Annotated in this window: 25 protein-coding genes; 6 read left to right on the forward strand and 19 right to left on the reverse strand. The window is 64.2% G+C overall.

Features of this window, described 5'->3' with window-relative positions; genetic code table 11:
• Positions 1-9: 9 nt before the first annotated feature.
• From MA07_RS12625 to MA07_RS12700, 16 genes are all read right to left on the reverse strand, one after another.
• Positions 10-1758: a hypothetical protein gene (locus MA07_RS12625; RefSeq protein ID WP_036351030.1), complete on the reverse strand. Its 1749-nt coding sequence runs from the start codon at positions 1756-1758 to the stop codon at positions 10-12.
• On the reverse strand, positions 1755-2612 hold the full coding sequence (locus tag MA07_RS12630) for an ABC transporter permease (protein WP_036351033.1): 858 nt from the start codon (positions 2610-2612) through the stop codon (positions 1755-1757). Before MA07_RS12630 ends, MA07_RS12625 begins: the two co-directional genes overlap by 4 nt.
• A gap of 5 nt (positions 2613-2617) precedes the next feature.
• A complete protein-coding gene (locus tag MA07_RS12635) occupies positions 2618-3538 on the reverse strand; it encodes an ABC transporter permease (protein ID WP_036351035.1) in 921 nt (306 codons plus the stop codon).
• Positions 3539-3608: 70 nt separating this feature from the next.
• The gene (locus MA07_RS12640; RefSeq protein WP_036351038.1) at positions 3609-5135 is read right to left on the reverse strand and encodes an ABC transporter substrate-binding protein; all 1527 of its coding nucleotides are present in this window, start codon (positions 5133-5135) and stop codon (positions 3609-3611) included.
• Between the two features lie 27 nt (positions 5136-5162).
• The gene (locus MA07_RS12645; RefSeq protein ID WP_036351361.1) at positions 5163-7037 is read right to left on the reverse strand and encodes an ABC transporter ATP-binding protein; all 1875 of its coding nucleotides are present in this window, start codon (positions 7035-7037) and stop codon (positions 5163-5165) included.
• Between the two features lie 169 nt (positions 7038-7206).
• Positions 7207-8472, reverse strand: a complete 1266-nt coding sequence (locus MA07_RS12650; RefSeq protein ID WP_036351039.1) for an aminopeptidase — start codon at positions 8470-8472, stop codon at positions 7207-7209.
• 83 nt (positions 8473-8555) lie between these two features.
• Positions 8556-9662 (reverse strand): molybdenum ABC transporter ATP-binding protein, encoded by a 1107-nt coding sequence (gene modC / locus MA07_RS12655; RefSeq protein WP_036351041.1) that lies wholly within the window; start codon positions 9660-9662, stop codon positions 8556-8558.
• Entirely contained in the window at positions 9662-10354 is a 693-nt protein-coding gene (modB, locus tag MA07_RS12660; RefSeq protein ID WP_036351043.1) for a molybdate ABC transporter permease subunit, read from the reverse strand. Before modB ends, modC begins: the two co-directional genes overlap by 1 nt.
• Positions 10354-11109 carry a molybdate ABC transporter substrate-binding protein gene (modA, locus tag MA07_RS12665; protein WP_244445245.1) on the reverse strand — a complete coding sequence of 252 codons (756 nt, stop codon included), beginning with the start codon at positions 11107-11109 and terminating at the stop codon, positions 10354-10356. Before modA ends, modB begins: the two co-directional genes overlap by 1 nt.
• 120 nt (positions 11110-11229) lie before the next feature.
• The gene (gene msrQ / locus MA07_RS12670) at positions 11230-11871 is read right to left on the reverse strand and encodes a protein-methionine-sulfoxide reductase heme-binding subunit MsrQ (RefSeq protein WP_052003125.1); all 642 of its coding nucleotides are present in this window, start codon (positions 11869-11871) and stop codon (positions 11230-11232) included.
• Positions 11871-12815, reverse strand: a complete 945-nt coding sequence (gene msrP / locus MA07_RS12675; RefSeq protein WP_036351367.1) for a protein-methionine-sulfoxide reductase catalytic subunit MsrP — start codon at positions 12813-12815, stop codon at positions 11871-11873. Before msrP ends, msrQ begins: the two co-directional genes overlap by 1 nt.
• 95 nt (positions 12816-12910) lie before the next feature.
• Positions 12911-13579: an N-acetylmannosamine-6-phosphate 2-epimerase gene (locus MA07_RS12680; protein WP_036351045.1), complete on the reverse strand. Its 669-nt coding sequence runs from the start codon at positions 13577-13579 to the stop codon at positions 12911-12913.
• Position 13580: 1 nt separating this feature from the next.
• The gene (locus MA07_RS12685; protein WP_036351048.1) at positions 13581-14435 is read right to left on the reverse strand and encodes a carbohydrate ABC transporter permease; all 855 of its coding nucleotides are present in this window, start codon (positions 14433-14435) and stop codon (positions 13581-13583) included.
• Positions 14432-15364, reverse strand: coding sequence for a sugar ABC transporter permease (locus MA07_RS12690; RefSeq protein WP_036351051.1), 933 nt, complete (start codon positions 15362-15364; stop codon positions 14432-14434). Before MA07_RS12690 ends, MA07_RS12685 begins: the two co-directional genes overlap by 4 nt.
• Before the next feature lie 140 nt (positions 15365-15504).
• Positions 15505-16755, reverse strand: a complete 1251-nt coding sequence (locus MA07_RS12695) for an extracellular solute-binding protein (RefSeq protein ID WP_081928938.1) — start codon at positions 16753-16755, stop codon at positions 15505-15507.
• Positions 16756-16832: 77 nt separating this feature from the next.
• Positions 16833-17708 (reverse strand): hypothetical protein, encoded by an 876-nt coding sequence (locus tag MA07_RS12700; protein WP_036351052.1) that lies wholly within the window; start codon positions 17706-17708, stop codon positions 16833-16835.
• 163 nt (positions 17709-17871) lie between these two features.
• On the opposite strand from MA07_RS12700, the gene MA07_RS12705 reads away from it, so the two are divergent.
• The 3 genes from MA07_RS12705 to MA07_RS12715 all read left to right on the forward strand — a co-directional run bounded on the left by MA07_RS12705 (position 17872) and on the right by MA07_RS12715 (position 21598).
• The gene (locus MA07_RS12705; protein ID WP_036351054.1) at positions 17872-18189 is read left to right on the forward strand and encodes a hypothetical protein; all 318 of its coding nucleotides are present in this window, start codon (positions 17872-17874) and stop codon (positions 18187-18189) included.
• Between the two features lie 54 nt (positions 18190-18243).
• Positions 18244-20154: a DEAD/DEAH box helicase gene (locus tag MA07_RS12710; protein ID WP_036351056.1), complete on the forward strand. Its 1911-nt coding sequence runs from the start codon at positions 18244-18246 to the stop codon at positions 20152-20154.
• Positions 20155-20449: 295 nt separating this feature from the next.
• Complete coding sequence (locus MA07_RS12715; protein ID WP_244445240.1) at positions 20450-21598, forward strand: PHB depolymerase family esterase; 1149 nt, start codon at positions 20450-20452, stop codon at positions 21596-21598.
• A gap of 56 nt (positions 21599-21654) precedes the next feature.
• Here MA07_RS12715 and MA07_RS12720 read toward each other — a convergent pair whose 3' ends face one another.
• Positions 21655-22482: a DUF1194 domain-containing protein gene (locus MA07_RS12720; protein WP_036351060.1), complete on the reverse strand. Its 828-nt coding sequence runs from the start codon at positions 22480-22482 to the stop codon at positions 21655-21657.
• A gap of 291 nt (positions 22483-22773) precedes the next feature.
• Between MA07_RS12720 and MA07_RS12725 the strand changes: the two genes are divergently transcribed.
• Positions 22774-23013 (forward strand): hypothetical protein, encoded by a 240-nt coding sequence (locus MA07_RS12725; protein WP_152568847.1) that lies wholly within the window; start codon positions 22774-22776, stop codon positions 23011-23013.
• Between the two features lie 30 nt (positions 23014-23043).
• Here MA07_RS12725 and MA07_RS12730 read toward each other — a convergent pair whose 3' ends face one another.
• Positions 23044-23688 carry an extensin family protein gene (locus MA07_RS12730; protein WP_348270404.1) on the reverse strand — a complete coding sequence of 215 codons (645 nt, stop codon included), beginning with the start codon at positions 23686-23688 and terminating at the stop codon, positions 23044-23046.
• Between the two features lie 410 nt (positions 23689-24098).
• Entirely contained in the window at positions 24099-24575 is a 477-nt protein-coding gene (locus MA07_RS12735; RefSeq protein WP_081928939.1) for an HU family DNA-binding protein, read from the reverse strand.
• A 381-nt stretch (positions 24576-24956) separates the two neighbouring features.
• On the opposite strand from MA07_RS12735, the gene MA07_RS12740 reads away from it, so the two are divergent.
• Both MA07_RS12740 and eda read left to right on the forward strand, forming a co-directional pair.
• Positions 24957-25859 carry a sugar kinase gene (locus MA07_RS12740; RefSeq protein WP_036351064.1) on the forward strand — a complete coding sequence of 301 codons (903 nt, stop codon included), beginning with the start codon at positions 24957-24959 and terminating at the stop codon, positions 25857-25859.
• 38 nt (positions 25860-25897) lie between these two features.
• Positions 25898-26563 carry a bifunctional 4-hydroxy-2-oxoglutarate aldolase/2-dehydro-3-deoxy-phosphogluconate aldolase gene (gene eda, locus MA07_RS12745; RefSeq protein WP_036351067.1) on the forward strand — a complete coding sequence of 222 codons (666 nt, stop codon included), beginning with the start codon at positions 25898-25900 and terminating at the stop codon, positions 26561-26563.
• Positions 26564-26601 lie beyond the last annotated feature (38 nt).

Below are 26601 nucleotides of genomic sequence, written 5' to 3' on the forward strand. Positions count from 1 at the left end.
TCTGAGACCTCAGGCAACAGCGCCCATCAGCGTGTTGAACGCCTCTTCGGCCGCGATGACGGTGGCCATCTGCACCGTGTGCGCGAAGCGATAGGCGTCACCGTAAATCGTCTCGTCCGGGAATTCCGTGATCAGCGTCATCGGGCTCGGGTGCCGCTCGTCCGCCGTGATCAGGCAGGGGATGTCGTTGATGATCTCATAGGGCGTTCCGCCGGAATGGATCGAGCAGATCTCGATCTGGCGCCGGTTGAACTCGGCCAGATCCGGCACCGCCGACAGGCCCGTCGTGACGGCTTCGACCAGGGTCCGGGCCGTCTCGCCCCAGGCGGGATGGTGCCGCATGATCAGGAAGAAGCCCTTGGGGATCGTCCAGAGTTCGAAACCCCGCGGCAGGTAGCCCGTGAAGGGGCGCGTCCATTCATGGGCCGGGTAGCCGTGAAGATTGAGGTGCAGCTGCGCGCCCGAGAGGGCCAGGGCCTGATTGCGGGCGCCGATCTCATAAAGAGGCTCGCTGCCCCCGTATTCCAGGTCGTTGCCGAGCGACGTGTAGCGCGCCGCGTGGTGCATGTGGCGCAGGCTGCCCTCGCAGAGGCGCCCATGCAGGGCATACCCGTCCGGATTTTCGACCGGGATGTAGGCGATGTTCGCCTCCGGATTGGCGAGAAGCCGCCGCACGGCCCGCAATGTTCCGATAGGGGCCGAAGTCTCATTGGCATGCTGCCCGCTCGTGATGAGGACGGCGGCGCGCGAACCGGCACGATAGATGCCGCGAACCGGCCGCCCCTCGCGGGAGACGCCCTCGAAGGTGTCGCCCGGCAGGTCCGTAAGCTCGCGATGGATCTGGGCAAGAGACGGTGCGGCATCTGCCGTCTCGATATCCTGCTCCGGCCGCACCGGATCGGACGGCGCGCCGAAGGAGCGCAGGCTCACGCGAACGTCCGCATCGCCTTCGCCTGGGCGGATATCCGGCACGATCTGGCCCGGCTGCAGGCCGCGATCCTCGGCCGGGCGGCCCGAGCGATGCTTGAAGAACTCGAGGATCGAGAAATAGAAATCCTCGTGCAGCGCCTCGCGGGTGCTCATGACCTCGTCGCCGTAAGCGAGCTCCCGCTCGATGCCCGGAATGGCGACATCGATGGCGAGCGTCTCGACATAGGGCTCAGTTGCGGGCCAGTCATGGGCCATGACGGCCGCCATCACCTTGTGAAACACCTGCTGGATCTCGGTCTCGACAGGCTCGTCCAAGTCGGCGCCCCCGTCGGAACGCCCCGTCACCTTCAGCCAGCCGGTCGGGGTGAGATCGACCTGATCGAGATGGTTGGCGCGCAGGCGGTTGGGCGCGAACACCTCATGCTCCGCAACGCTCCCATCCGCGTAGTCGAGCGTGATCTGGTAGGTCAGATCGGCCTCGCCGGGCTCGAACCGGGTCTCGACTGTTCCGAGCAGGGCCGCCAGGGGATAGGCCTCGGAGAGGAAGCGCAGGCGGTCGGCCTTCTCATGCACGGGATAGCGCACGACCACGCGGGTCACGCCCGCCATGTCGAACTCTTCGAGAAAGGCATGCACGAGCGGCTTGTAGGCGCTGCGCAGGCGGGCGTGGATGCCGGATGCGGCGAAGACCTGTTCGGCCCGGCGGCGCGCCGCCTCGTCCTCGAACAGCCAGGCCTCCAGGACCATGCCGCGATGGTCGGCGCTGGCCCATTCGCGCACGAGGAGGTCGAGAGTGCGCGGAACCCGCTCGTCGAGCAAAATCGTCATTTCGAGGTCTGTCCTGTCGGATCGAGATAGTCGCGCAGCCAGTCGCCCAGAAGGTTCAGGCCGAGCACGGTGAACATGATGGCGAGCCCGGGGAACACGCTGACCCACCAGGCCGTCTGCAGATAGGTGCGCCCATCGGCCAGCATGCCGCCCCAGCTCGGAATGAGCGGATCGACGCCGAGGCCGAGGAAGGTCAGGCTGCTCTCCAGCAGGATGTTGTTGGCCACCTGCAGGGTCATGAGGATGACGATGGGGCCGAGCACGTTGGGGAGCACGTGCGTGAAGATGATGCGCCCGTTGCCGACCCCGATGGCGCGGGCCGAGAGAATGAACTCCCGCTCCCGCAAGGCCAGCACGGAGCCGCGCACGAGGCGGGCATATTGCACCCACTGCGTGGCGATCATCACGAGGATCACCTTGTCGATGCCCGCACCCAGGATGGCCAGGAACATGATCGCGACGAGGATGAAGGGCAGCGCGAGCTGAATGTCGACGAAGCGCATCAGGAGCATCTCGGCGATGCCGCGATAATAACCCGCCACCAGACCCACGAGCGTGCCGATGATGACGGCGCCGAATACGGAGAGAAAGCCGACCATGAGGGAGATCTTGCCGCCCACCGCGACGCGGGCCAGCACGTCGCGACCGAGGGGATCGGTGCCGAGGATGTGTGCCCAGCTCTGGAACGGAGGGATGAGCCTCGCCATGAGGTCCATGCCCTCGCCGCCGTCCGGAAACAGGATGGGTGAGAGCAGCACCACCAGGGCGATGCCGCCTGCGAAGAGGAGGCCGAGGACAAGCTCGAGCGACTTGAACCACGAGCGCGACGAGGAGACGGCCTGAGCCGTTGCCATGGGCCTTACTCCGTCCGGATGCGCGGGTCGATCAGCCCATAGGCGATGTCGACCAGGAGATTGATGAGAATGATGAACAGCGCCAGCACCGTGATCGTGCCCTGGAGCACCGGATAGTCGCGGTTGGAGATGGCATCGAAAGCGAGCGTGCCCATGCCGGGCCAGTTGAACACCCGCTCCACGATCACGATGCCGCCGATGAGGCCGCCGAACTGCAGGCCGATATAAGTGACGAGCGGAATGGCCGAGTTGCGCAGGGCGTGCTTGTAGAGCACGATCCGGTCGCGCAGACCCTTGGAGCGCGCCACCATGATGTATTGCTGCGAAAGCGTCTCCAGCATGGAGGTGCGCACGAGGCGCACGTTCGTGGCTGTGAGGATGACCGCCATGGTGAGCGCCGGCATGACGAAGCTCTCAGGCCCTTCCATGCCGCTCGGCGGCAAGACCCCGAGCACGATGGAGAACAGCAGCACCAGCATGATGGCGAGCCAGAAATTCGGGAACGACAGGCCGACCAGCGACAGGATGCGGATCATCTGATCCGGCCAGCGGCCGCGATTGACGGCCGCATAGATGCCGAGCGGGACGGACAGAATGATGGACGCAATCAGCGAGGCGAAGGCCAGCACGAGCGTTGCGGGCAACGCGCGGGCAATGAGCATGGAGACGGGCGTGCCGCCCATGAAGCTCTTGCCGAAGTCGCCCGTCAGAATGCCTTCAAGAAAGCTGAAGTATTGAACGAAGAACGGACGCTCTAGACCCAGCGCCTGTCGGATATTCTGTAGATCCTGCTCGGTGACGCTGCCGGCGCCGACCATCATGACAGCAGGGTCGCCCGACAACCTGATCGCAAAGGAGACGATCAGCGTGACAGCGAGGATCACGAAAATGGCTTGCAGCAATCGCTTGAGAATAAAGCCCGCCACGGGGTTTCCTTCTACACTGGAACAGGCCCCACTTTCGCGGGGCCTGTTCGATCATTACGAGGATATGAGCTTACTCGACCGTCACGTCGTTGAAGCGGAAGCGCAGGTCCGCCGGCGGGACGAAGTTCTTCACCCGCTTGCTTACCCCCATCACTGTGTTCTGGTTGTAGAGCGGGATCTCAAGCGCCTGATCTGCCACGTAGCGCGCGACTTCCTGCAGGATCTTCTGGCGCTGTTCCGTGTCGTAGATGGTGCGCTGCTTCTCGAGCAGGGCATTCAGCTTCGGATCGTTGTCGTACGGGTTCCACTTCTCGCCCGAGTGATACATCAGGTAAGCGGTGTTGTCGTAGTCGAAGGTCCATCCACCCCAGGAGTTGTGCCAGGCTTCGCCCGTCTTGCCATTGGGGATGATGTCGTTGAGCAGAACCGGAGGCTCGTGCGGCTGCAGCGACGGCTTGAGGCCGAGCGCCTGGAAGTATCCGGCGGCCGCCTGCGCCACCTCGCGGAAGGTCGCGTCATTGCCGCGGAAGTCGATCCGCACCTGCGAACCAGCCGGCACATTCGCCTGCTGCAGCATCTGCTTCGCCTTCGTGAGGTCGAAGGGCAGCGGCTTCAGGGCCGGGTCGTTGCCGAAGGACAGCTCGGACTGGAAGCTGGCAATCGGCTTGCCGTGGCCGAGCAGCACCGCCTTGATGATCGCGTCCCGGTCCACCGCCATGGTGAGGGCCTTGCGGACGTTCACGTCCTTGGTGATACCCTCCTTGGTGTTGAGACGCAGGGCCACGACCGTCGGACCCGTGATGCTGACCAGAGTGGCGTTCGGGCTCTTCTCCACCGTCGGCGCAAGGCCGAAGGGGATGAGCGTCGCGATATCGATGCGGCCGGCCTGCAGCTCTGCCACCTGGGTGTTGGCTTCAGGAATGAAGCGCGTCACGACCTTGTCCAGCTTCGGCGCGCCGCCCCAATGCTCGGGGAACGCCTCGAGCACCAGGTTCACCTTCGGCGTATATTCCACGAACTTGAACGGGCCGGTGCCGACCGGGTTCATGTTGAAGTGCGCGTCGCCCTTCTCCTGGATGTACTTCGGCGGCACGATCATGCCGCCGTAGCCGGCGAGCTTGGTCAGCAGAACGGGATCGGGCTGCTTCATGATGAAGTCGACGGTGTAGTCGTCGACGATCTCCACCTTGGAGATGGAGTTGTAGTTCGATTGCTGCGGCCCCTTTTTGCCTTCCTCGCCGAGCAGGCGGTCGAAGGTGAACTTCACGGCTTCGGCGTTGAAGGGTTCGCCGTTGTGGAACTTGACGTTCTGGCGCAGCTTGAAGCGGATGCGGCTGTTGTTGTCGAGAAACTCCCAGGAGGTGGCGAGAGCCGGCTGGAGCTTCATGTCAGGCCCGCGCGAGGTCAGGCCGTCATAGATGTTGTTGGCCGCCGACGACCAGGGCACGAGGAAGCTGTCGATCGGGTCCCAGCTGCCGGGATCGATTGTCGTTGCGACTGTAATGGTTCCCGCCGCCTGCGCACCGGATGCCATGAACGGCAGCACGGCTGTCGCGACGGTGAAACCGAGCGCTTTCAATGTTGTCGAAAACTTCATCCTGTTGTCTCCCTCTGAAGAGTCTTTTTACGCTGCGCCACGAAGCGAATCCGCCTCGATGGCAACCCAGTGTCCCGGCGCGACCTCGCGCATGCGATGGATGGCGGGCTCCTGCCCGACCGGACGCACGGGGCTCGGGATTTCTCCCTCGATCCGCACCTTCGCCCGCTCCCGCTGCGGATCGGCGATGGGCACGGCTGCCAGCAGCTTGCGGGTATAGGAATGCTGCGGGTTCTCGAAGATCGCTTGGCGCGACCCGAGCTCGACGATCTGGCCCAGATACATCACGGCGACGCGATGGCTGATCTTCTCCACCACGGCCATGTCGTGGGTGATGAAGAGATAGGACAGGCGCCGCCTCTCCTGCAGCTCCATGAGCAGGTTGACGATCTGCGCCTGAATCGACACGTCGAGAGCGGATACGGACTCGTCCGCGATCACGAGCTTAGGGTCACTGGCGAGTGCCCTGGCGATGCAGATGCGCTGGCGCTGTCCGCCGGAGAACTCATGCGGGTAGCGCTTGGCATGCTGCGGCAGCAGGCCGACCTGATCGAGCAGCTCGTGCACGCGCCGCTCGCGCGCCTTGGAATCCTTGATCAGCCCATGGACGATGATGGGCTCGGCGATGCTGTAGCCCACCGTATGACGCGGATCGAGGGACGCGAAGGGATCCTGGAAGATGTACTGGATCTCCTGCCGCAGGCGCCGCCGCTCGGCCTGGCTCATGCCCCCCATGTCGCGCCCATCGAAGCGCACCGTGCCGCCCGTGGGCTCGACGAGCTGCTGCAATGTGCGCCCGATGGTGGACTTGCCGCTGCCGGATTCGCCTACCAGCGCCAGCGTCTCGCCGGGGTAGATGTCGAAGCTCACCTCCTCGACCGCATGGACGCGATGCGTCACGCGGCCGAAGAAGGTCTTGCCCACGTCGAAGCGCGTGGTGAGCTTGTCCACCTGGAGAATGGGCCTCGTGTAATCGGCCGTGTTCTGTTCGTGCGTGCCGCCGACGGGCTTGGCCACGCCGCCGTCCATGACCATCACGGGCGTGCGCTTGGGCAGCGGCTGGCCTGTGAGAGAGCCTAGGCGCGGCACTGCGGAGAGAAGCGCCTTGGTGTAGGGATGCTGCGGAGAAGCGAAGACGTCGCGCACCGGCGCCTGCTCCACCTTCTTGCCCTTCCACATCACCACCACGTCGTCGGCCATCTCGGCCACCACGCCCATATCGTGCGTGATGAAGATGACGGCGGTGCCCATCTCGGCTTGCAGGTCGCGGATGATGTTGAGGATCTGCGCCTGGATCGTCACGTCGAGCGCGGTCGTGGGCTCGTCGGCGATCAGGAGCTTCGGGTTGCAGGCGAGCGCCATGGCGATCATCACGCGCTGGCGCATGCCGCCGGAGAGCTGATGCGGGTAGCGGTCGAGGAGCTTGTCCGCATCCGGCAGTCGCACCTTCTGCAGCAGGTCCCTGGCCCGCAGCCGCGCCTCGCGCCCGTTCAGGCCCTGATGCAGGATCAGCGTTTCGGCGATCTGGTTGCCGATGGTGAAGACCGGGTTGAGCGACGTCATCGGCTCCTGGAAGATCATCGCGATGTCGTTGCCGCGGATCTCCCGGAGCCTGGTGTCGGAGGCCCGGACGAGATCGATGGCCTCGCCGCCATTGGGGCGGAACAGCACCTGCCCATTGGTGATGCGGCCGCCCGTGTAATCCGTCAGGCGCATGATCCCCAGGGAGGTCACGGACTTGCCCGACCCCGACTCGCCGACGACCGCCAGGGTCTTGCCCGGCTGCACGTCGAAACTGACTTCCTTGACGGCCTTGAAGGCTCCCTCCCCCGTGCCGAACTCCACCGACAGGGAGCGGACCGACAGGAGGGCTTCAGATTGACGATTGGGTGTGTCCGACATCCATCCACGCTCTTGAGACAGCACCGGTCCGACCATCGACCGAACCGGTACCTCTTTGATACCTGTTATCCATCACAGTCACGATGCCGTTGCGTCAAGCACCGTTTGCATCAGATCAGGCAATCGCCTGGATCATAGATCCGGCATGGGGCAAAGGGCGAGTCCTTTGTTACGATGTCACCCATTCGCCGCCGCGCATGAGCGGCTCGGCCCTGCCGTCTTGTGTGATACCATCCACGTCCACCTGATCGGAGCCGATCATCCAGTCGATATGGATCAGGCTCTTGTTGGAGCCGCGCGAGCCGAGCTCATCCTCGTTCATGGCGCCGCCGCCGCGGATGCACTTGCTGTAGGCCTGGCCGAGGGCGATGTGGCTGGAGGCGTTCTCGTCGAACAGGGTGTTGAAGAACAGGAGCCCGCTCTGCGAGATCGGCGAGGAATAGGGCACCAGGGCCACCTCGCCAAGGCGGCGCGCGCCCTCGTCCGTATCCAGCACCTTGTTCAGCACGGCCTCGCCCGTGCGCGCCTTGCTCTCGACGATGCGCCCGCCCTCGAACCGCACCTGAATGTCCTGGATCAGGGTGCCGTTGTAGGAGAGCGGCTTGGTGCTCGTCACCGTGCCGTCCACGCGATCCTTGTGCGGGGTGGTGAAGACCTCCTCGGTGGGGATGTTGGCATTGCAGACGAGGCCGTTCTTCGCGGTCGTCGAGCCGCCGTTCCATTCATGCCCGTCCGCGAGGCCGACGCGCAGGTCGGTGCCGGGGCCGCGGAAATGGAGCGCGGCATAGTTCTTCTCGTTCAGCATGCGCGTGCGGGTCTGCAGGGCCGCGTTGTGCTTCTCCCAGGCAGCGATGGGATCGGGCGTGTCGACGCGGGATGCCGAGAAGATAGCCTGCCACAGCTTGGCCAGGGCGACCTCGTCCGCATCGTCCGGGAACACGGTCTTGGCCCAGGCCGGGGTGGCGGCGGACACGATGGTCCAGTTGATGTCGAAACCGGCGATCATGTTGAGGGCCGGCATATAGGCCTTGGAACGGGCCCGGTTGGCGCGTGAGACCTTCTCCGGATCCTCCTTGGCAAGGAGCGACGGGTCCTCGCCCACGATGGCAAGCCGGGCGGCGCCCTTCTTGTAGGCCTCGGCCATGCCCTCATAGAGCCAGGCCGGAGCCGTATCGAAGCTCTCGTCCCGGCCATGGCGGAAGCGCATGAGCGTGCTCTCCTCGTCGGAAAAGATCGTGGTGACAAGCGAAGCGCCCGCCTTGTAGGCATGCTCCGTGATGCGCCGGACGAGGGCCACGGCTTCGAGCGGCGCGGTCAGGACCAGTTCCTGCCCCGGCTTCAGCCCAAGCCCGACCCGAACGGCGACCTCCGCTAAGCGGTCGAGCAGCTGGGCATGGAAGGCTGCATCGGGCAAATTCCGGACTTGTTCGTTCATGATCTGGGTCTCTCGACGCTGGAAAAGATGACCGGAGAGGCTACACGGCTGTGCCATCCAAGCAACCTCAATGGGACCGGACCTCACATATTCTCCGCGCTCGCGACGCCAAGGGCCTCCGGGTCGAAGGCGATGCTCTTGATGATGGCGTGAACGGCAAGGCCAGGCTTCAGGCCAAGCTCCTCCACGGACTTGCGGGTCACGCGGGCCACGACAGGATCCCCGCCGCAGTCGAGCTGCACATCCACGCTCGCTCCCTCGGCATTGTCGATGGAGGAAATGAATCCCGGCAGCACGTTCAGGGCGCTCAGGCCCTCGGGCACCTTCAGCGACAGGATGATGTCGCGGGCGCGCAGGCGCACGCGCAGACTCGTGCCGACGGGATGCGAGAGGCGCGGAACGCTTAGAGTACCGGCTTTCGCCTGCAGCACGGTCAGGTCGTAAGCCGCATCATGACCCGACACCTGTGCCTCGATCAGCGCGCCGGCCTCCGTGAGTCCGCCCTGCGCGAAGGAATGCGTGTGCCGCAGGACTTCCACCGCCGGACCGGAGGCGACCACCTTCCCCTCGGAGAGAACCACCACGGATGTGGCCAGTCGCGCGATCTCGGCCACGGAATGGCTGACGAGCACGATGGGAACGCGGCCCTCGTCACGCAGGCGCTCGATGTAAGGATAGATCTCGGCCTTTCGTGCCTCATCGAGGGACGCGAGCGGCTCGTCCATCAGCAGGAGCTGCGGATCGGCGAGCAGCGCGCGGCCGATGGCCACGCGCTGCTTCTCGCCGCCGGACAAGGTCGACGGGCGGCGGTCGAGTAGATGGCCGATGCCGAGAAGATCCACCACATGATCGAAGCTCGCTGTCCGCTCACCCTTCGGTGTGAACCAGCGGCCGAAGAGCAGGTTGTGCCACACATTGAGATGCGGGAAGAGCCGCCCCTCCTGGAACACGTAGCCGATGCGCCGCCGGTGCTTGGGCACGACGATGTTTGCCTTCGTATCCACAAGCACACGGCCCTGCACCACGATGCGAGCATGATCCGGCCGCACGAGACCACCGATGGCGTTCACGATGGTTGTCTTGCCGGAACCGGACGGGCCGAACAGAGCCGTGAGCTTGCCATCGGATTGGAAGCTTGCCTGCAGCGCGAAGGCGCCCTGTTCATGCTCGATGCCGACGTCGAGGATCATCAGGCGTGAACCCTGCCACGCACACGCCGCGCCAGCCATTCGGAGAGCCACAGCGCCGCGATGGAGATGACGATGGACACGAGCGTCAGCCGCATCGCCCCACCCTCGCCTCCCGGCACCTGGGTGTAGGCATAGATCGCGCTCGGGATGGTCTGCGTCTCACCGGGAATGCTGGACACGAAGGTGATCGTCGCGCCGAACTCCCCCATGGCTTTCGCGAAGGAGAGCACCATGCCGGCGATGATGCCGGGCAGGATGAGAGGCAGCGTCACCACGCCGAACACCCAGACAGGATGCGCACCGAGCGTGCCCGCCGCATCCTCGAGCTTGCGGTCGACGGCTGCAATGGACAGCCGGATGGCGCGCACCAGCAGGGGAAAGCCCATGATGGCGCAGGCAAGCGCCGCGCCCGTCCAGCGAAACGAGAACACGATGCCGAAATGCTCCGCGAGAAACGCTCCAATGGGACCGCGGCGCCCGAAGCCGATGAGCAGAAACCAGCCGACCACGACGGGCGGCAGAACCAGCGGCAGATGTACGAGGACGTCGAGCGCTTGCCGCCCCCAGAAGCGTCCGCGCTCCAGAAGGAACGCGATGGCGATGCCGGGGATGAGGCTTGCCGCCATAGCCACGAAGGCGACCTTCAGGCTGAGGCGAACGGCGGTCCACTCTTCCGGAGAAAGCCCCTCCATCACGAGCCCGCTTTGTTCAATAGGGTGAAGCCCTGCTTCTCGAAGAAGGGTCTGGCCTTGTCCGAGCGGAGGAAAGCCATGAACTGCGCGGCATCGGGATTGGTCGAATCCCTGGTGAGTGCGGCCGGATAGACGATGGCCGGATGGCTGCCTTCCGGAAACGCCCCGACGATGGTGACGTTCGCGTCGGATACGGCATCGGTCTTGTACACGATCCCGAGGGGCGCCTCGCCGCGCGAGACGAGCAGAAGCGCCGCGCGCACGTTCTCGGTCTGGGCGATCCTGTCCTTCACCCCCGCCCAGGCGCCGAGATGTTCAAGAGCGGCCTTGCCGTATTTGCCGGCCGGCACCGCATTCACATGCCCCATGGCCAGGCGGTTGCTGCCAAGAGCCGCCGCGAGATCGAGCCCCGGCTTGAGTTCGACCTGCACTCCAGAGCCCTTCGACGCGATGAGCACAAGGGAGTTGCCGAGAAGGCTGACGCGGCTTTCCGGCCGGATCAGTCCCTTGGAGACCGCATAGTCCATCCAGTCGAGATCGGCGGAGACAAAGATGTCGGCCGGGGCTCCCGCTTCGATCTGCCTGGCGAGCGCGTTGCTGGCGGCATAAGACACCACGGCTCGCCTGCCGCTGTCGCGCATCCAGGCGGCGGCGGCATCGTCGAGCGCATTCTTCAGGCTGGCAGCGGCGAAGACAACCACGTCCCGGTTCTGGGCCGAGGCTCCACCGGGCACCGCGAGGCTCGCCCAGACCAGCCCGATCAGGAGCACCCGGGCGAATGCGCCGACGACGAAGCCCGCTCGATGGGTGATCCTGCCGTTCAAAGGAGAAGCCTTGCTTTTACCCGGCGCATCCTAGCCGAGTAGGCTGGCTCTTCAAGCGGGGCGCCGCCGGGGAGAAGGCTTCTTCACCAGGGAACGGACCAACCGGTAGCCGAGGAGCACGGCCACGATGGTCGCATAGACCAGAGGCTCGGGCGGCCAGGACTTCACCACGAGGATGTAGTGGAGCACCGCACCGACGGCCGCCGCATACACGAGCTTATGCAGCTTGGCCCAGGCCTGCCCGCCCATGCGCCGGATGGCGGCGTTGTTGGAGGTCACGGCCAAGGGCACGAGGATGACGAAGGTCGCCATGCCGATGGTGATGTACGGCCGCTTGATGATGTCGGCCACGATGGCCGCCATGTCGAGTCCCTGGTCGAGCACCAGATAGGTGATGAGGTGGAGGGCCGCGTAATAGAAGGCCAGCAGCCCGATGGCGCGGCGGTAGCGCAGGAGGTTGATGCCGAGGAGCTGCCGCAGCGGCGTGATCGCGAGCGTCGCAATGAGAAAGCGCAAGGCCCAGAGGCCGAGCGCCTGCTCGAGATAGCGCATGGGATCGGCGCCGAGCTGATCCATGATGCCGGCATAGAACAGCCACACGGCCGGAATGAAGCCGACGATGTAGACGAGGATCTTCGGCACCTGAGGCAGGGCAAAACCCTTGGCGGCGGGCGCAGAGGCTCTTCCGGCCATCAGTAGAGCTTCCGCAGGTCCATGCCCGTGTAGAGGCTCGCCACCTGCTCGGCATAGCCGTTGAACATCAGGGTCGGGCGGCGCTTCACGAACAGGCCGCCCTCGCCGATGCGCCGCTCGGTCGCCTGACTCCAGCGCGGATGATCCACCGTCGGGTTCACGTTGGCGTAGAAGCCGTATTCGCTGGGAGCCTGCTTGTTCCAGGAGGTCGGCGGCTGCTTGTCGACGAAGCTGATGCGGGTGATCGACTTGATGCCCTTGAAGCCGTATTTCCACGGCACCACGAGGCGGATGGGCGCGCCGTTCTGGTTCGGCAGCGTCTCGCCGTAGAGCCCGACCGCCAGGAGGGTGAGCGGGTTCATGGCCTCGTCCAGGCGCAGCCCCTCCACATAGGGCCATTCGAGCACCGGGAAGATGGAATCCATCCCCGGCATCTCCTCGGGCCGATAGGCCGTCTCGAACGCCACGTATTTCGCGCTGCCCAAGGGCTCCACGCGCTTGACGAGGTCCGCCAGCGGGAAGCCGACCCAAGGGATCACCATGGACCAGCCTTCGACGCAACGCATGCGATAGATGCGCTCCTCGAGCGCCGAGGACTTGATCAGGTCCTCGATGGCGAACTCGGCCGGCTTGCCCACCATGCCATCGACCTTGACCGTCCAGGGCGAGGTCTTGAGCGACTTGGCCTTGGCGGCCGGGTCGTCCTTGCCGGTGCCGAACTCGTAGAAATTGTTGTAGCTTGTGACGTCCTCGCGGCTCGTCAGCTTCTCGTCCGTCGAGAACGGGCTCTTGGCCGCCTGAAGCGGAGCCGCCTCCAAACCTCCCGGCAGGGCTGCCGCGAACGCAAGCCCGGCCGCGCCCGTCATCCACTGGCGACGGTTGAGATAGACCTCCCGAGGCGTGATCTCGGAGGGCAGGATATCGGAAGGGCGGCGGATCAGCACGGCATCACCTCGTTTGGAACCCATTGTGGATGGGTACACCCGAGAACGCCAGAGGTGCTCTCACGTTTCCGTTACAAACTATCCTCGGCTGTGCCTTAGGGCAGCGCCCGCACAAACTTTCTCGTGATCTCGCGCGGATTGGTGATCGCCGTGCCCACCACCACCGCGTGGGCTCCGCGCCTGAAAGCTTCCGCAACGAGCTCCGGCGTGTCGAAGCGCCCCTCAGCCACGATAGGACCCGGGATCTCGGCCACGAGGGCGGACAGAAGCTCCAGATTTGGCCCCTCGGTCTTGCGGGAGGCCGTCTCCTCCGTGTAGCCGGAGAGCGTCGTCGCGATGTAGGTCGCGCCCGCAGCGTGGGCGGCGCGCCCCTCCTCAAGGGTTGCGATATCGGCAAAGACCTCCCGGCCGAGTTCGCTGCGGATGCGCCCGATCAGGCGCTCCACCGGCTCACCGTCGCGCGGGCGCGGGGTGGCATCGAGGCCGATGATGTCGGCGCCGGCCCTCGCGATCTGCTCAGCCTGCGCGAAGCCCGGCGTGATGTAGACCGGGAAGCGGTCGTCCCACACCTTGGCGATGCCGATGATCGGGAGCGCGGTCACGGCGCGGATGGCCGCCACATCGTCTGAACCATTGGCGCGGATGCCCCTGGCGCCGCCCTGCTCCGCCGCCCGTGCCATGGCGGCCATGAGGACCGGCCCGTGCAGCGGATTGTCGGCTCTCGCCTGGCAGGAGACGACGAGCGCGCCTTTCGGGATCAGCATGCTACTTCACCGCGCCCGCCGTCATGCCCTGGATGAACTGGCGCGACAGGGCGATGTAGAGGAGCGTGATGGGCGCCGCCGCGATGGTGAGGCCGGCGAACAGCATGCCCCAGTCGGTGGTGTATTCGCCCATGAAGGTGGTGAGCCCCTGCGGCAGGGTTTTGCGCGCGTCGGTCTGGATGAAGACGAGCGGGAAGAAGAAGTCGTTCCAGATCGGCACTGCGTTCTGGATGGCGGCAATCGCCATGGGCGGGCGCGCCAGCGGCAGCATCACCGACCACATGATGCGGGGCTCGGATGCGCCGTCGATGCGGGCCGCATCCTCGAGTTCCGACGGCAGCGTGCGCAGGAAGCCCGCCATGATGAACACGGCGGAGGGCAACCCGATGGCCGTGTAGGTGACGATGAGACTCCAGCGGCTGTCGAGGAGGCCGAGATCGCGCAGCAGGATGAAGAGCGGGATGACCGCGAGCTTCAGGGGCAGCATCAGCCCTGCGAGGAAGAACAGCAGGATGAAGGTGTTGGTGCGTGATTCGTAGCGCGCCACCGCATAGCCCGCCATGGTGCCGAGCACGAGGATGAGGAGAACCGACGTGCCCGTCACCAGGATCGAGTTCACGAAATAGGTGGGCATTGCCGTTTCGCCGAGCACCTTGGCGAAGTTCCCGACTTGCGTGAAGTCGGGCAGCGCGAACGGATGCTCGAAGATCTCGCCCGTGGTCTTGAAGGCGGAGAGCACCATCACCACGACCGGATAGAGCATGATGAAGGAGTTGGCGATCAGGATGACCTGCGCGAGAAGCGCGAAGGAGATCGGCTGGCGCGATGCGGGCGCCTGGGATGTAAGGGCGGTCAAAACTGGATCTCCCGACGGCGCAGCCACAGGGTCAGCATGGACGCGAAGACGACGATGAAGAGGAACAGGAGCGTGGCAAGCGCCGATCCCATGCCGAAGTTCTGGATGCTGGCGCTCTGGTTGCCGAAAGCCGTGCGGTAGAAGACGAGACCGAGCACGTCCGTGGTGCCGAAGGGCGACCCGTCGAGGCCCACCATCACGTAAGGGATCTCGAACCAGTTGAACGCGCCGATGAAGAGCAGCGTGAACAGGATGGTGGTGCTCGGCGCCACCAGGGGCCACACGATGTTCTTCAACAGCTGCCACTCGTTGGTGCCGTCGAGCCGCGCCGCCTCGATGATCTCCGACGGGATGCGCTGCATGCCGGCGAGATAGACCAGCGTCGGGAAGCCCACGAAGTGCCAGGCGTTGGCGAGGATGAGAGCGCCGAGCGCCGTCGATGAGTCGCCGAGCCAGGGCTTGGCCCATGAATCGAGGCCTAGTGAATAGAGAGCCTGATTGATGATGCCGAAATTCGGGTTGAGGAAGAGCTTCCAGAGGAAGCCCACGATGATGGTTGAGAGCACCACCGGGACGAACACGGCGATCCGGTGGAAGCGGAAGCCGAAGGGTTCCTTGTAGAGCAGCCAGGCGAGAAGGAACCCGCCGCCGTTCTGGATGATCATCAGCGCAACGAGCGCGTAGACATTGTGCAGGAACGCGTTCCACACCACGGGCGCCATGGTGGCGCCGAACAGCACTTCCTTGAAATTCTTCAGGCCCACGAACTCGCCGCGCGCCAGCCCCTGCCAGTCGTAGAAGGCATAGGCGAAGGCCGACAGGATCGGATAGACCACGAACAGCGACATGAACACGATGGGCGGAACGACGAGGAACGCCACCCATAATTGCCGCTTCAGCGACGGGGCCTGTTTGCGCGAGACGAGCATGTATTGACCTTGATCGATCCTCGGGGATCATCCCTGCCGTCATGGCCGGGCTTGACCCGGCCATCCACGTCTTGAGAAACGCTGCGCCACCAAGACGTGGATCCCCGGGCTTGTCCCGGGGATGACGTGGGGTAGTAGTCTTACTTCTGGAACGGCTTGTAGTAGGTCGCGATGCCCTTGTTGATCTCGGCCGCGGCCTGCTCCGGGGTCTGCTGGCCGGCGAGCATCTTCTGCACGTTCGACTGCAGCAGCACCGAGCCGCTCGGCTCCTGGTAGCGGAAGCGCACAAGCATCAGGTAGGACATGGAGTTTTCGGCGAGCTTCGCCACCTCCTGGGTGATCGCATCCTCGATCTTGATGCCCTTGATCGGCGACAGGTTCTTCAGGGTGTTGGTGAAGGCCGTGCCGTATTCGGGCGTCGCGAGGTAGCGCACGAACTTGAGCGCCGCGTCCTTCTTCTCGCTCTTGGCGTTCACCGCGTAGCCGCCGTCGTAGTAGGTGGCGATCAGGTGCTGATCGCCGGCCTTCAGTACGGGAGCCGGGAACACGCCGAGGTCGAGGGTCGGGTTCTGGTTCTTGAAGTTCGCCACTTCATAGGAGCCGCCCGCGAACATGGCCGCGCGGCCCGCCACGAAGAGCTGCTGCGAGGACGGGTAGTCGACGCCGGTGAAGTTCGGCGAGAAGTACTGGCTGACGTCCTTCAGCTTGGTCAGCGCAGTGACGAAGCGCGGATCGGTGAAGTTCGCCTTGCCGGACACGATGTCGGCCTCGAACTCCTTGCCGAGCATGGACGAAAGCAGGCCGCCCACGATGGTCTCGTTCTGCCAGGCGGTGGCCGTGCCGTTGGCGAACGGCGTGATGTTCTTGGCCTTCAGGGCCTGGGCGAGCGTCATCAGCTCATCCCAGGTCTTCGGCGGGGTCACGCCGTTATCCGCGAAGATCTTCTTGTTGTAGACCACGAGCTGGGCCTGCATGGCGAAGGGAACGGCATAGACCTTGCCGTCGGCGCGCAGGGTCTCGGCGGCGAGCGATGCTTCAGGGAAGTTCGCCAGCTCCGGCACGTTCTGCTGGTCGAGGGCGAGCAGGTAGCCGGGGGTCGCGATGGTCTCCAGGTTGCCGTAGGCGCGCACCTGGATCACGTCCGGGCCGCGGCCGGCGGCGAGCGCCGTGGAGAGGATCGTCTGGTAGTTCTCAGGCGCATAGGTCTCGAACTTGACCGTGATGCCGGGGTTCTTCTCCTGGAACTTCTTGATGGTGTCCTGGTAGAAGGCGCGGTCTTCCTGGCGCCAGCTCCAGAAGGTCAGCTCGGTCTGCTGCGCCATGGCGGCGCCGGACGAGAGCAGGAGGCTGCCGGCGGCAGCGCCCATCAGAATGCGTCGGGTCAGTTTCATCGTCGTTTCCCTCATTGTTGAAGTCCTTGTCCTCCCACCGCAGGGCCTGTCTTTCGAACAGGCCTTGCGGAACTCGTTCAGCGCGATCGCTCGGCTGCAATGACGAGAAAGGTCGCGTCGTCGTGTGTCTTAACACGAGGATAAGCGCCTGCCATGAGGTCGCCCCGCTCCCTGTCCCGCAATTCCCGCATCAGGTCCTGCCCTTTTCCCGCGGCGAGCCGGTCGTAGAGCTCGGCGTCCGAATAGGCTTCGAACACGTCCACGAGCCTCATGAAGCCGTCGGTGGCGAGCACGATGGGCGCGCCCGGCCGCACCTGCGCGTCGAACCGCAGCTCCTGGCCGGCCCAGGGCCGACGCGGGTTCACGACCCAATAGCCGTCCTGTTGGTTGAGCCGGGCGCGGTTCTCCAGAATTTGATTCCTCACGGCCTCGGGAATCCGCCCCGGCTCATGCCCTTCGGCACCGAGAGCCGCCAGCGTCTTGCGCTCGAAAGGCTTCGCCCGCTCGTCGCTCCAGCGGGTGATCCCATGCTCCGACGGCACCAGGGCGATCACATCGCCAAAGAAACGCCCCTGGAGCCCGAGGAGACCTCCCTCCTCCTGCATCAACGCGATCAGGCCGAGACACGCAGAGGGGGTGTGATGGTCGCTGACATCCGGCACCCGGGCGGTCTCTTCCTCGAAGGCCGATCGAACGTCGACCTCAAGCTGCCGCAGCACCATATCGGCGCCCTCCGCTCCGGACAGGGCCGTCAGCCGCTCGCCCACGAAGGCCGCAAGCCAGGCGGCATCGCTGCCTCCGGAGGTCAACTGGTCGTCTGAGAGACCAGTGGCTCCGTCGATGATCCAGGCGAAACGGCCGTGCAGGCCGGCCCCGTCCTCATTGACGCGAGAGCCAGTCAGGGAAAGCCGGTCGAGGGACCGGAAGCAGAAGGTGGAGCCAGTCACGTTCACGACGTAACTGGTCTCATATTGGTTGCCTCCTGTCCATACTGGTCTCAAGGGCTGTTCACACCCTTCCTCAAGACCCCGAAAGGCTTACGCAGGATCAGTTTGATCGAATTCCGGGCTTGAGCGTTAGTCCCTTGGACCCCACTGCAGCGGCAAAGGATGAGCCATGGTCACCCTGGAGATAGGCGGCAAGGCGGTTGCCGTGACGAATGCGGACGAGAGCCAGGCCCGTGAACTCTTTCTCAGCGAGAGCTTCAAAGATGACCTGAAATCGTTTAAGAGCGAGGGCCGCTCCCTCTGGGACGGCTCAGCTGCCTTGACGACACGGCCCGCATCGGAAGACGAGATCGATGCCTTCTATGAGGCTTTGGACGAAGAGGACGAGGTCGACGAAGACGGCGAAGACGATGATGACGACCTCGATATCGATGTCGTGTTCCTGGTGTCCATCGACGAAATAGACGACGCCGCTGCCTCCGGCTGATCATCCTTACCGGAGCCCTCGAGGGCTCCTCTTGAAACGGTTCAGCCCATTCTCATGCCTTTCCCTAAGTCCAATCCCAGCCTCGACCGTGCCCTTGCCGACAAAGGCTACAACGATCCGACCCCCGTCCAGGCCGCCGTGCTGCAGCCGGAGGCTGTCGATCGCGATCTCCTCGTGTCCGCCCAGACGGGCTCCGGCAAGACGGTCGCCTACGGGCTCGCCATGGCGTCCACCCTGCTGGGCGACGCCGAGCGCTTCGAGGCTCCGCGCGAGCCCCTGGCCCTGATCATCGCCCCCACCCGTGAGCTCGCCCTCCAGGTCAACCGTGAGCTGATCTGGCTCTACGGCCCGGCCGGAGCCCGGGTCGCTTCCTGCGTCGGCGGCATGGATGTGCGCCGCGAGCAGAGGGCGCTCGCCGATGGCTGCCATATTGTGGTCGGCACCCCGGGCCGCCTGCGCGACCACCTGGAGCGCGGCCGCCTCGACACCTCCAAGATGCGCGTCGTGGTGCTCGACGAGGCGGACGAGATGCTCGATCTCGGCTTCCGGGAGGATCTGGAATTCATCCTCGACGCCACGCCGGAGGAGCGCCGCACGCTCCTGTTCTCGGCCACCCTGCCGAAGAACATCGTCGCCCTGGCCCGGCGCTACCAGCGCGACGCCCACCGCATCGACACCCTGGTCGAGAACGAGCCCCATGGCGACATCGACTACCGGGCCCTGAGGATCGCGCCCAACGAGGTCGAGCATGCGGTCGTCAACGTGCTGCGCTTCTACGAGAGCCGCGGCGCCATGGTGTTCTGCCATACCCGCGAGGCCGTGCGGCACCTGCATGCGAGCCTGATCGAGCGCGGCTTCGCGGCCGTGGCGATCTCGGGCGAACTGACCCAGAACGAGCGCAGCAACGCCCTGCAGTCGCTCCGGGACGGACGCGCCCGCGTGTGCGTCGCCACCGACGTGGCGGCCCGCGGCATTGACCTGCCGGATCTGGGCCTCGTGATCCATTTCGACCTGCCGAACGACCATGAGACCCTTCTGCACCGCAGCGGCCGCACGGGCCGCGCCGGCCGCAAGGGCACCTGCGTGATGCTGGTGCCCTATACACGCCGCCGCAAGGCCGAACGGCTCATCGACATGGCTCGGGTCGACGTGACCTGGGCCGGCGCACCCACGGCCGATGAGATCCGCCTGCGCGACCGCGAGCGCCTGATGCAGGACCCGATCTTCGCGGAAGAGGCGACGGACGAGGACATGGGCATGGCGCGCGCGCTTCTGGCCGAGCGCTCGGCCGAGGAGATCGCCAATGCCCTGGTGAAGTTCCACCGGGCCCGCCTGCCGGCCCCGGAAGAGATCGTTGATGCGGGCACCGACCGCGAGCCGCGCCAGCGCAAGGACAAGCGCGAACGGACCGAGGAGCGCACCCGCGGCTTCAAGGATCGTGGCGCGTCGGAGGGCGGCTTCGAGCGCTCGTCCGAGGACATGGTGTGGTTCCGCATGAGCGTCGGCCGCCGCAACAACGCGGATCCCCGCTGGCTGCTGCCGATCATCTGCCGCCTCGGCCACGTGACGAAGAAGGAGATCGGCTCGATCAAGATCTTCGACCGGGAGACGAAGTTCGAGATCGTCAAATCCCAGGCTGCGAAATTTGCCTCTGCCGTGCGCAAGACCAACGACGAGGACATGCGTATCGAGCCTGCCGATGCTGGGCCCGGCAAGCCGGGATACGGCAAGGGAGAACCCGGCAAGCCGCGCGACGCGAAGCCCTGGGGCGGACCGAAGGGCAATGGGCCCAAGAGCAGCGGGCCGAAGAGCCATGGCCCCAAGGAGCGGAGCGCCCATTCCGCCCGCAAGGGACCGCCAGCCGACAAGGGTCCGCAAGACTTCAAGGGCCCAAAGGACTTCAAGGGTCCGAAGGATTTCAAAAAGTCGAAGGACAAGAAGCGCTCATCCGACAAGCGCCCCTGATTGAAGCAACAGGCCGGGACATGTTCATGTCCCGGCCTGAGTTCATTTTGGCCTCGGAGGAGCCCTTCTCCTCCCGAAGCTTCCGGCAAGGCCCTGGTCTGTGGGCACGGACGGCTCGAAATTTCGCTCAATAGGATTGTTGCATTGCAGCATGGATATTGTGCATCGCAACATAAGCACCATATTAGGCGTTAGCTTCAGATCTTATCTTACCCGGAAGGGCCCAACCATAATGCAACGCTTAGGTCAGATGATTCAGCACCTGGCGCGCCATCGGCGCCAGTGGGAAACCACCATGAAAGCCTCCGGCGCAGCGGCGGCTTCCTTCGACAGTTCAACCATAGCAAGCCGCCTGACCGAGACGGTCAGCTTCGGTCCCAATCCGGGCAACCTGCGCATGCTGACCCATGTGCCGGAGATGGTCTCTTCATCCCCGGCTCTCGTGGTCGTTCTGCATGGCTGCACGCAGACCGCGGCTGGATACGATCATGGCTCCGGTTGGTCGTCCCTGGCGGATCGCTACGGCTTCATCGTGCTCTATGCCGAGCAGCAGGACGCCAATAACCCCAAGCGCTGCTTCAACTGGTTTCAGGCCGGCGACATCGAACGCGACAAGGGCGAAGCGTACTCGATCCGGCAGATGGTCGAGCATGCGATCAAGCAGCACAATGTGGATCGCAGCCGCGTCTTCGTCACCGGGCTTTCGGCGGGCGGAGCCATGACGGCGACCATGCTCGCCACCTACCCTGAGGTATTCGCCAGCGGTGCGATCATTGCGGGCCTTCCCTATCGCTGCGCCACCAGCGTTCCGGAAGCGTTCGAGTGCATGTTCCAGGGACAGACCCGATCGGCGCAGGAATGGGGTGATCTCGTGCGCAACGCCTCGTCCCATCGGGGGCCATGGCCCAAGGTGTCCGTCTGGCACGGCAGCGCCGACGCGACCGTAAAGCCGATGAACGCCGGCGAGATCATCAAGCAATGGACCAACGTCCACGGCCTGAAGCCGAGTCCCAGCTTGAGTGAAACCGTCGACGGTTACCCGCACCGTGTCTGGACCAACGCGTCCGGCGAGGACGTGATCGAGGAATATGTCATCACCGGCATGGCGCACGGCACGCCGCTGGCCACCGGCGACGACGAGAACAGCTACGGCGCGGCTGGCCCGTTCCTGCTCGATGTGGGTATTTCATCCAGCTACCGGATCGCAAGCTTCTGGGGGCTGACCGAACAGGCCGATGAGGTCTCGCGGGTGCGCACCACCTCTGAGCCCGTTCGGCATGCCCCGCCAACGGTGATCACCGGCAAGCGGCCTGCAGAAGACGAGTGGGCGGCAAGAGGCGCCACACGCAAGCCGCGGCAGGGCAACCCGAATTCCGGCATGCCGCATATGGATGTGGGCTCGGTGATCACGAAGGCCCTCAAGGCGGCAGGTCTGATGAAGTAAGCCGGTTGCGAGGGCGCACGAACGAGGGTCAGGCATCTGCGGGCGCCTGGCCCTTTTCACTTGTTCGATGGCTTTCTATCCTGACTCAGCAGGTCTTCCTGCTTGCGCTTCTCGCCCGTCACGCAATTCATGCTCGGGATGGTGGCTTGCGCCGGGATGATGCGAGGAGTGACATCATCGATCCCGGCGATCTCGCGCATGATCTTCGTGCGGATGACCATGGCGAACTGCTCGGGATCGTGCAGGGGCAGAACGAACGATCCGACGCCGCCGATCACGCATTCCTTGAAGTAGAGATCGAGATCCTGCAGTTCCGTCGAGCCTGACGCCCGCCTGAACATGATCGGCAGCCCATTGATGACGATGCCGTCCGCGACAGCCTCATCCCTGGCATAGGTGACGTGGCGGCCGTCGTTGTTGGGACCATCCCCGGATACGTCGACAACGCGGCGGATCGGAGCCCCGCCCAATTGCTCGAACAGCCTGCGGCTATGATCGACGATGCCGGAAATCGATGTCATGCCGGCCTGGCGAATGGGCTGGTAGGAAAGATGATTGGCGAAAGAAGTCGCCTTCTCGGGACTGTCGATGATGGTCCATGGCACGAGAACGCGCTGATCCTTCACGCCAGACCATTCCACGTAAGTGACGGCGATGCGGCCATTCAGGCCGTTTGCGATGGCCTCGTGCACAAGGGAGGATCGGAAGGCTTCAACGAAGCCCTCACGCTGCAGGCCCTGCTCATCGCCTTCCATGGACGAGGAGACATCGACCGCGATGACGAGAGCAACATCGAGTTCCGCTTCGGGGGTTAGCGGCCCGGCCGCTAGAACTTCACTGGCCAGAAGAAAAAACGCGAGAGTACTCAGGAGCCTGTTCGCCATGACTACCTCCGCTCCCGGCCCTCGATCCACCGACCGCTGCCAAGGCTGCGCTTGTCAACGCGCCAATCGGGCATTTGATACGCGGGAGCCGTCACAAATTCTGCGCTGGCGGATGGGAGCGAGCAGACGCCGCGTTATTTTTCGCCAGTCGAGCGGTGAAAAAATCATAACCACTGCAAGGACTTACCTCTTAAAAGTCAAACGTAACAAAATCCACTCTCTATACGCAGAGCAGACAAGGATCGGGCTGTTCAGTAAGGTTTAATGACGTTACGCAAGGGGGCTATAACAATGAAACCGGACATGGACCTGATCGGCGCTCTCACCAGCTTCTCCGTCGGCACGCTCGACGGCCAGGACGCGATGATGGTGATTGAATTGGCCACCACGCCTGAGGAATACGAGCAGGGTATCCGGCGTCAGATGCCGGTGGCCATGACCCCCGAGCATGCCCGCGAACCCGGCGAAGCGCTCCTTCTGGCGGCTAAGGCGGCTCAGATGGGTGAGGCCCCCAGCTACGCGATGAACTGATCCACTGGCTTTTAAGTCATGCGGGACCTGCTATCGGCACGCTCGGTAGGATCCCATATCGAAGTGGAAATGATCGTGGTGAGCCTCGTTGTAAGCGGGGCTGAGCACAACATCGAAGAACCGGCAGGCTCCATCTCTCAAGGCGCGCAGGAAAGCCACCCGGCGCCCATCGCCTCCTGACCAATCGTCCTTCACCGTGATCTGCTGCCCGTTGGCGAGGACGAAGCCTGCAATATCGATGGCATTGGCGGTGGCATGCTCGCTGCGCCGACCACCAGCCCGATGATTGATGTTCCGGCAGGCATAAGTGCCGAAATGCACGACCCTCACGACCTCCTGTCCGAGATGCTCCCGCGCGGCCGGAAGCAGGACGTGCTGCTCGAACAGGGCCCAGGCGACCGTCAGCGGGCATGTGGCCGTGAAATTCGCGCTCAACCCGACCGAAGACCGGGACACCTCGACGGCGTTCGACAGCCCGCAGCCGTCCTGTGAGGCACGATCCGGCACGGTTCGGTGAGACACTGTTGACCCATCCAATACAATCAAGCACTGCCTGGGATCACGCTCGAGACGGGAGAGCTTCCAGCCGGTCAGCCAATTGACCTCGTCCGCAACCCTCAGGGGCGTGAAGGGATTGAGCCGGTTCGGAATATCGAGAACACCGCCTCGGACCAATCACAACGCGACTGCAGCCCCAAGCACGAGAGCAAGAGCCAGCCGGACAAGGATGACCCGCATGATGCTGGAGCGCGGCTTCTGTTGAGGCTGATCGTCATGCACCCTCCTGTTCTAGGGCTACCCCGTGCAGGATCCACCTGATTGCTAAAGCATCGGACCCAAAAGTGGACTTGCACTTTTGGGGCTTATCCGATGCTTCCTCTGTCGATGAGAGCATCGTTCCTGCGGACCCGGTGGGACGCACGATGCTTGGGTGCGCAGCGTTCCTCTACGACGCAGCAAACCATGCAGGTGATGCGCTGCAGGTGCGAGGCAACAAAAAAGCAAGGCAGTTTCCTGCCTTGCTTGTGTCGAGACCCGATATCCTCTGCGGTCGAAGGGGCATCCCTCCGACTCGGAAGATTCGCTCAGATGGAGTCCTTGAGGTCCTTGGCCGCGCGGAAGGCGATCTTCTTCGAAGCCTTGATCTTCACGGGCTCGCCGGTCTGCGGGTTGCGGCCCATGCGGGCGGCGCGCTTGCGCACCTGCAGGATGCCAAGGCCGCTCAGGCGGATCTTGTCGCCCTTCTTCAGGCTCTTGGCGATCATCTCGACCACCTGGTTCAACATCTCGTTGGCCTGGCGCTTCGGAACCTCGTGCATCTCGGACAGACGGTCGGCAATGTTGCGCAGCGTCAGGATCGGGGAAGCCGACGAGGCCGAAGCCTTCGCGGTCTTCTTCACGGATGCCTTCGAAGTCTTGCTCGCAGCCTTGGTCGCAGCCGCCTTGCCGGCAGCCTTGGCGGGCGCCTTTGCGGTCTTCGACGTTGCCTTTGCTGCAGCCTTCGGCGCCGCAGCCTTCTTGGCCGGGGCCTTCTTGGAAACCTTGGTTGCAGTCTTGGCCATCAGGAACTCCTTGTTTTCGACGGTGAATGCATAAGACAGCAGTTCCTCATTAGCGCGTTCAGCGAGGAATTAAAGTGGCAAAGTTGGTTTTACGCACAATAGTCGAGGGATACTTGCCCATATCTCGTCAAGAGGCGCCCGATTGCTGCCTTGCATTCATAGAACCCGCGCCGTTGCACCGCCGATCGCGTTCGCCGTCGATAAGCGCAGCAGAAGTCAGGTCTCATCGGAGAATCAGCTCCGTATGCTTGGCCCATCGAAGCAAGTCCGAGCGACCGCCATTGTTCGGCGGCCCGGGCGAATGATAGCAATATTCAGATCGACAAAGAGCCTCGTCCCATCATATTCCCTAGCGGGATAGAACAACGCCACGGTGAGAACATGACACGGGTCGCCTGCATTGGGGAATGCATGATCGAGCTTCGCGAGGAGGCTGATGGCAGGCTCTCCCGAAGCTTCGGCGGAGACACCCTCAACACGGCCGTCTATCTCGCCCGCCTCGGCTCACAGGTCGATTACGTCACGGCCCTGGGGGACGACAGCTGGAGCGACGAGCTCATCGCAGCCTGGGAGGCGGAGGGCGTGGGCACAAAACGCGTGCTGCGCCTGGCGGGCCGCCTGCCCGGTCTCTACATCATCCAGACCGACACCAAGGGCGAACGCCGGTTCTCGTACTGGCGCGACACAGCCGCTGCCCGCCTGCTCTTCCAGGCTCCTGAAGCCCACACGATCATCGCCTCTCTCGCCGATGACGACCTCGTCTATTTCTCGGGCATCTCGCTCTCGCTTTACGGAGATGAAGGACGCGGGCGCCTGTTCGATGCGTTGCGCGCGGTACGCTCAGCCGGCAAGCGCGTGGCCTTCGATACCAATTTCCGCCCGCGGGGCTGGCCCGATCGGGAGATCGCCCGAATGGCCTTCCGGCAAGCCTTCGCATGTGCCGATATCATTCTGGCGTCCACGGAAGATCTCGAGCTCCTGTTTGAAAGCACCGGCACGGATGAAGTGCTGGCCTTCGCAGATCGGGCGGAAATCGTCCTCAAACATCCGGACCTGACGTGCCGGGTTATGCTGCAGGGCAAGGAGATCGTCGTTCCGGGCACGCCTGCGGACGACGTCGTCGACACGACTGCGGCCGGCGACAGCTTCGCGGCCGCCTATCTGCACACGCGCCTTCTGGGCAAGGACCCTGAGGCCGCGGCCCGTGCAGGCCATCGTCTCGCGGGACAGGTGGTGCGCTATCGCGGCGCGATCATTCCTCGCGATGCGATGCCCCAGCCCTAAGCCGCCTGCATGAATACATCGCTCAAGGAGTTCCTCGGATGACCCAAGATCTGTCAGCTCTCGCTGAATCCCGCGACCGGCAGCTTGCCGATCTGCTCCGCTCCGGTCCCGTCGTTCCGGTTATCACGCTGGAACGTGTGGAGGATGCGGTTCCTCTCGCACGCGCCCTCGTGGCGGGCGGGCTGCGCCTTCTCGAGATCACCCTGCGCACACCGGCAGCAGTCGATGCGGCAGCCGCCATCATCCGGGACGTGCCGGACGCCATCGTGGGCATCGGCACGGTGCTGACGCCAAAGGACCTGGAGCGGGCCCAGGCGCTCGGCGCCCGCTACGCCCTGAGCCCCGGCGCCACGCCGGACCTGCTCGATGCGGCGTCTCGAAGCGAGATGCCGTTCATTCCCGGCATTGCCACGGCGTCCGAGCTGATGATGGCGCTGGCTCACGGCTTCCAGACCGTCAAGTTCTTCCCTGCCGTTGCAGCGGGAGGCATTCCCGCCCTGAAGGCTCTCGCAGGACCGTTCCCACAGGCACGCTTCTGCCCCACGGGCGGCATCGACGAGAAGAACGCCAAGGACTGGCTTGCCTTGCCGAATGTGGTGGCGGTCGGCGGCTCATGGATCTGCTCAACCACCGACATTCGCGCACAGGCCTGGGATGAGATCACCGCAAAGGCGCAAAGAGCAGTAGCTTCAGCGAAGGCCTGAGGACCTTCCTCGCATTTGGTAGGATTGTCAGGCCCCTC

The sequence above is a fragment of the Microvirga sp. BSC39 genome (assembly GCF_000739015.1).
Classification (GTDB): Bacteria; Pseudomonadota; Alphaproteobacteria; order Rhizobiales; family Beijerinckiaceae; genus Microvirga.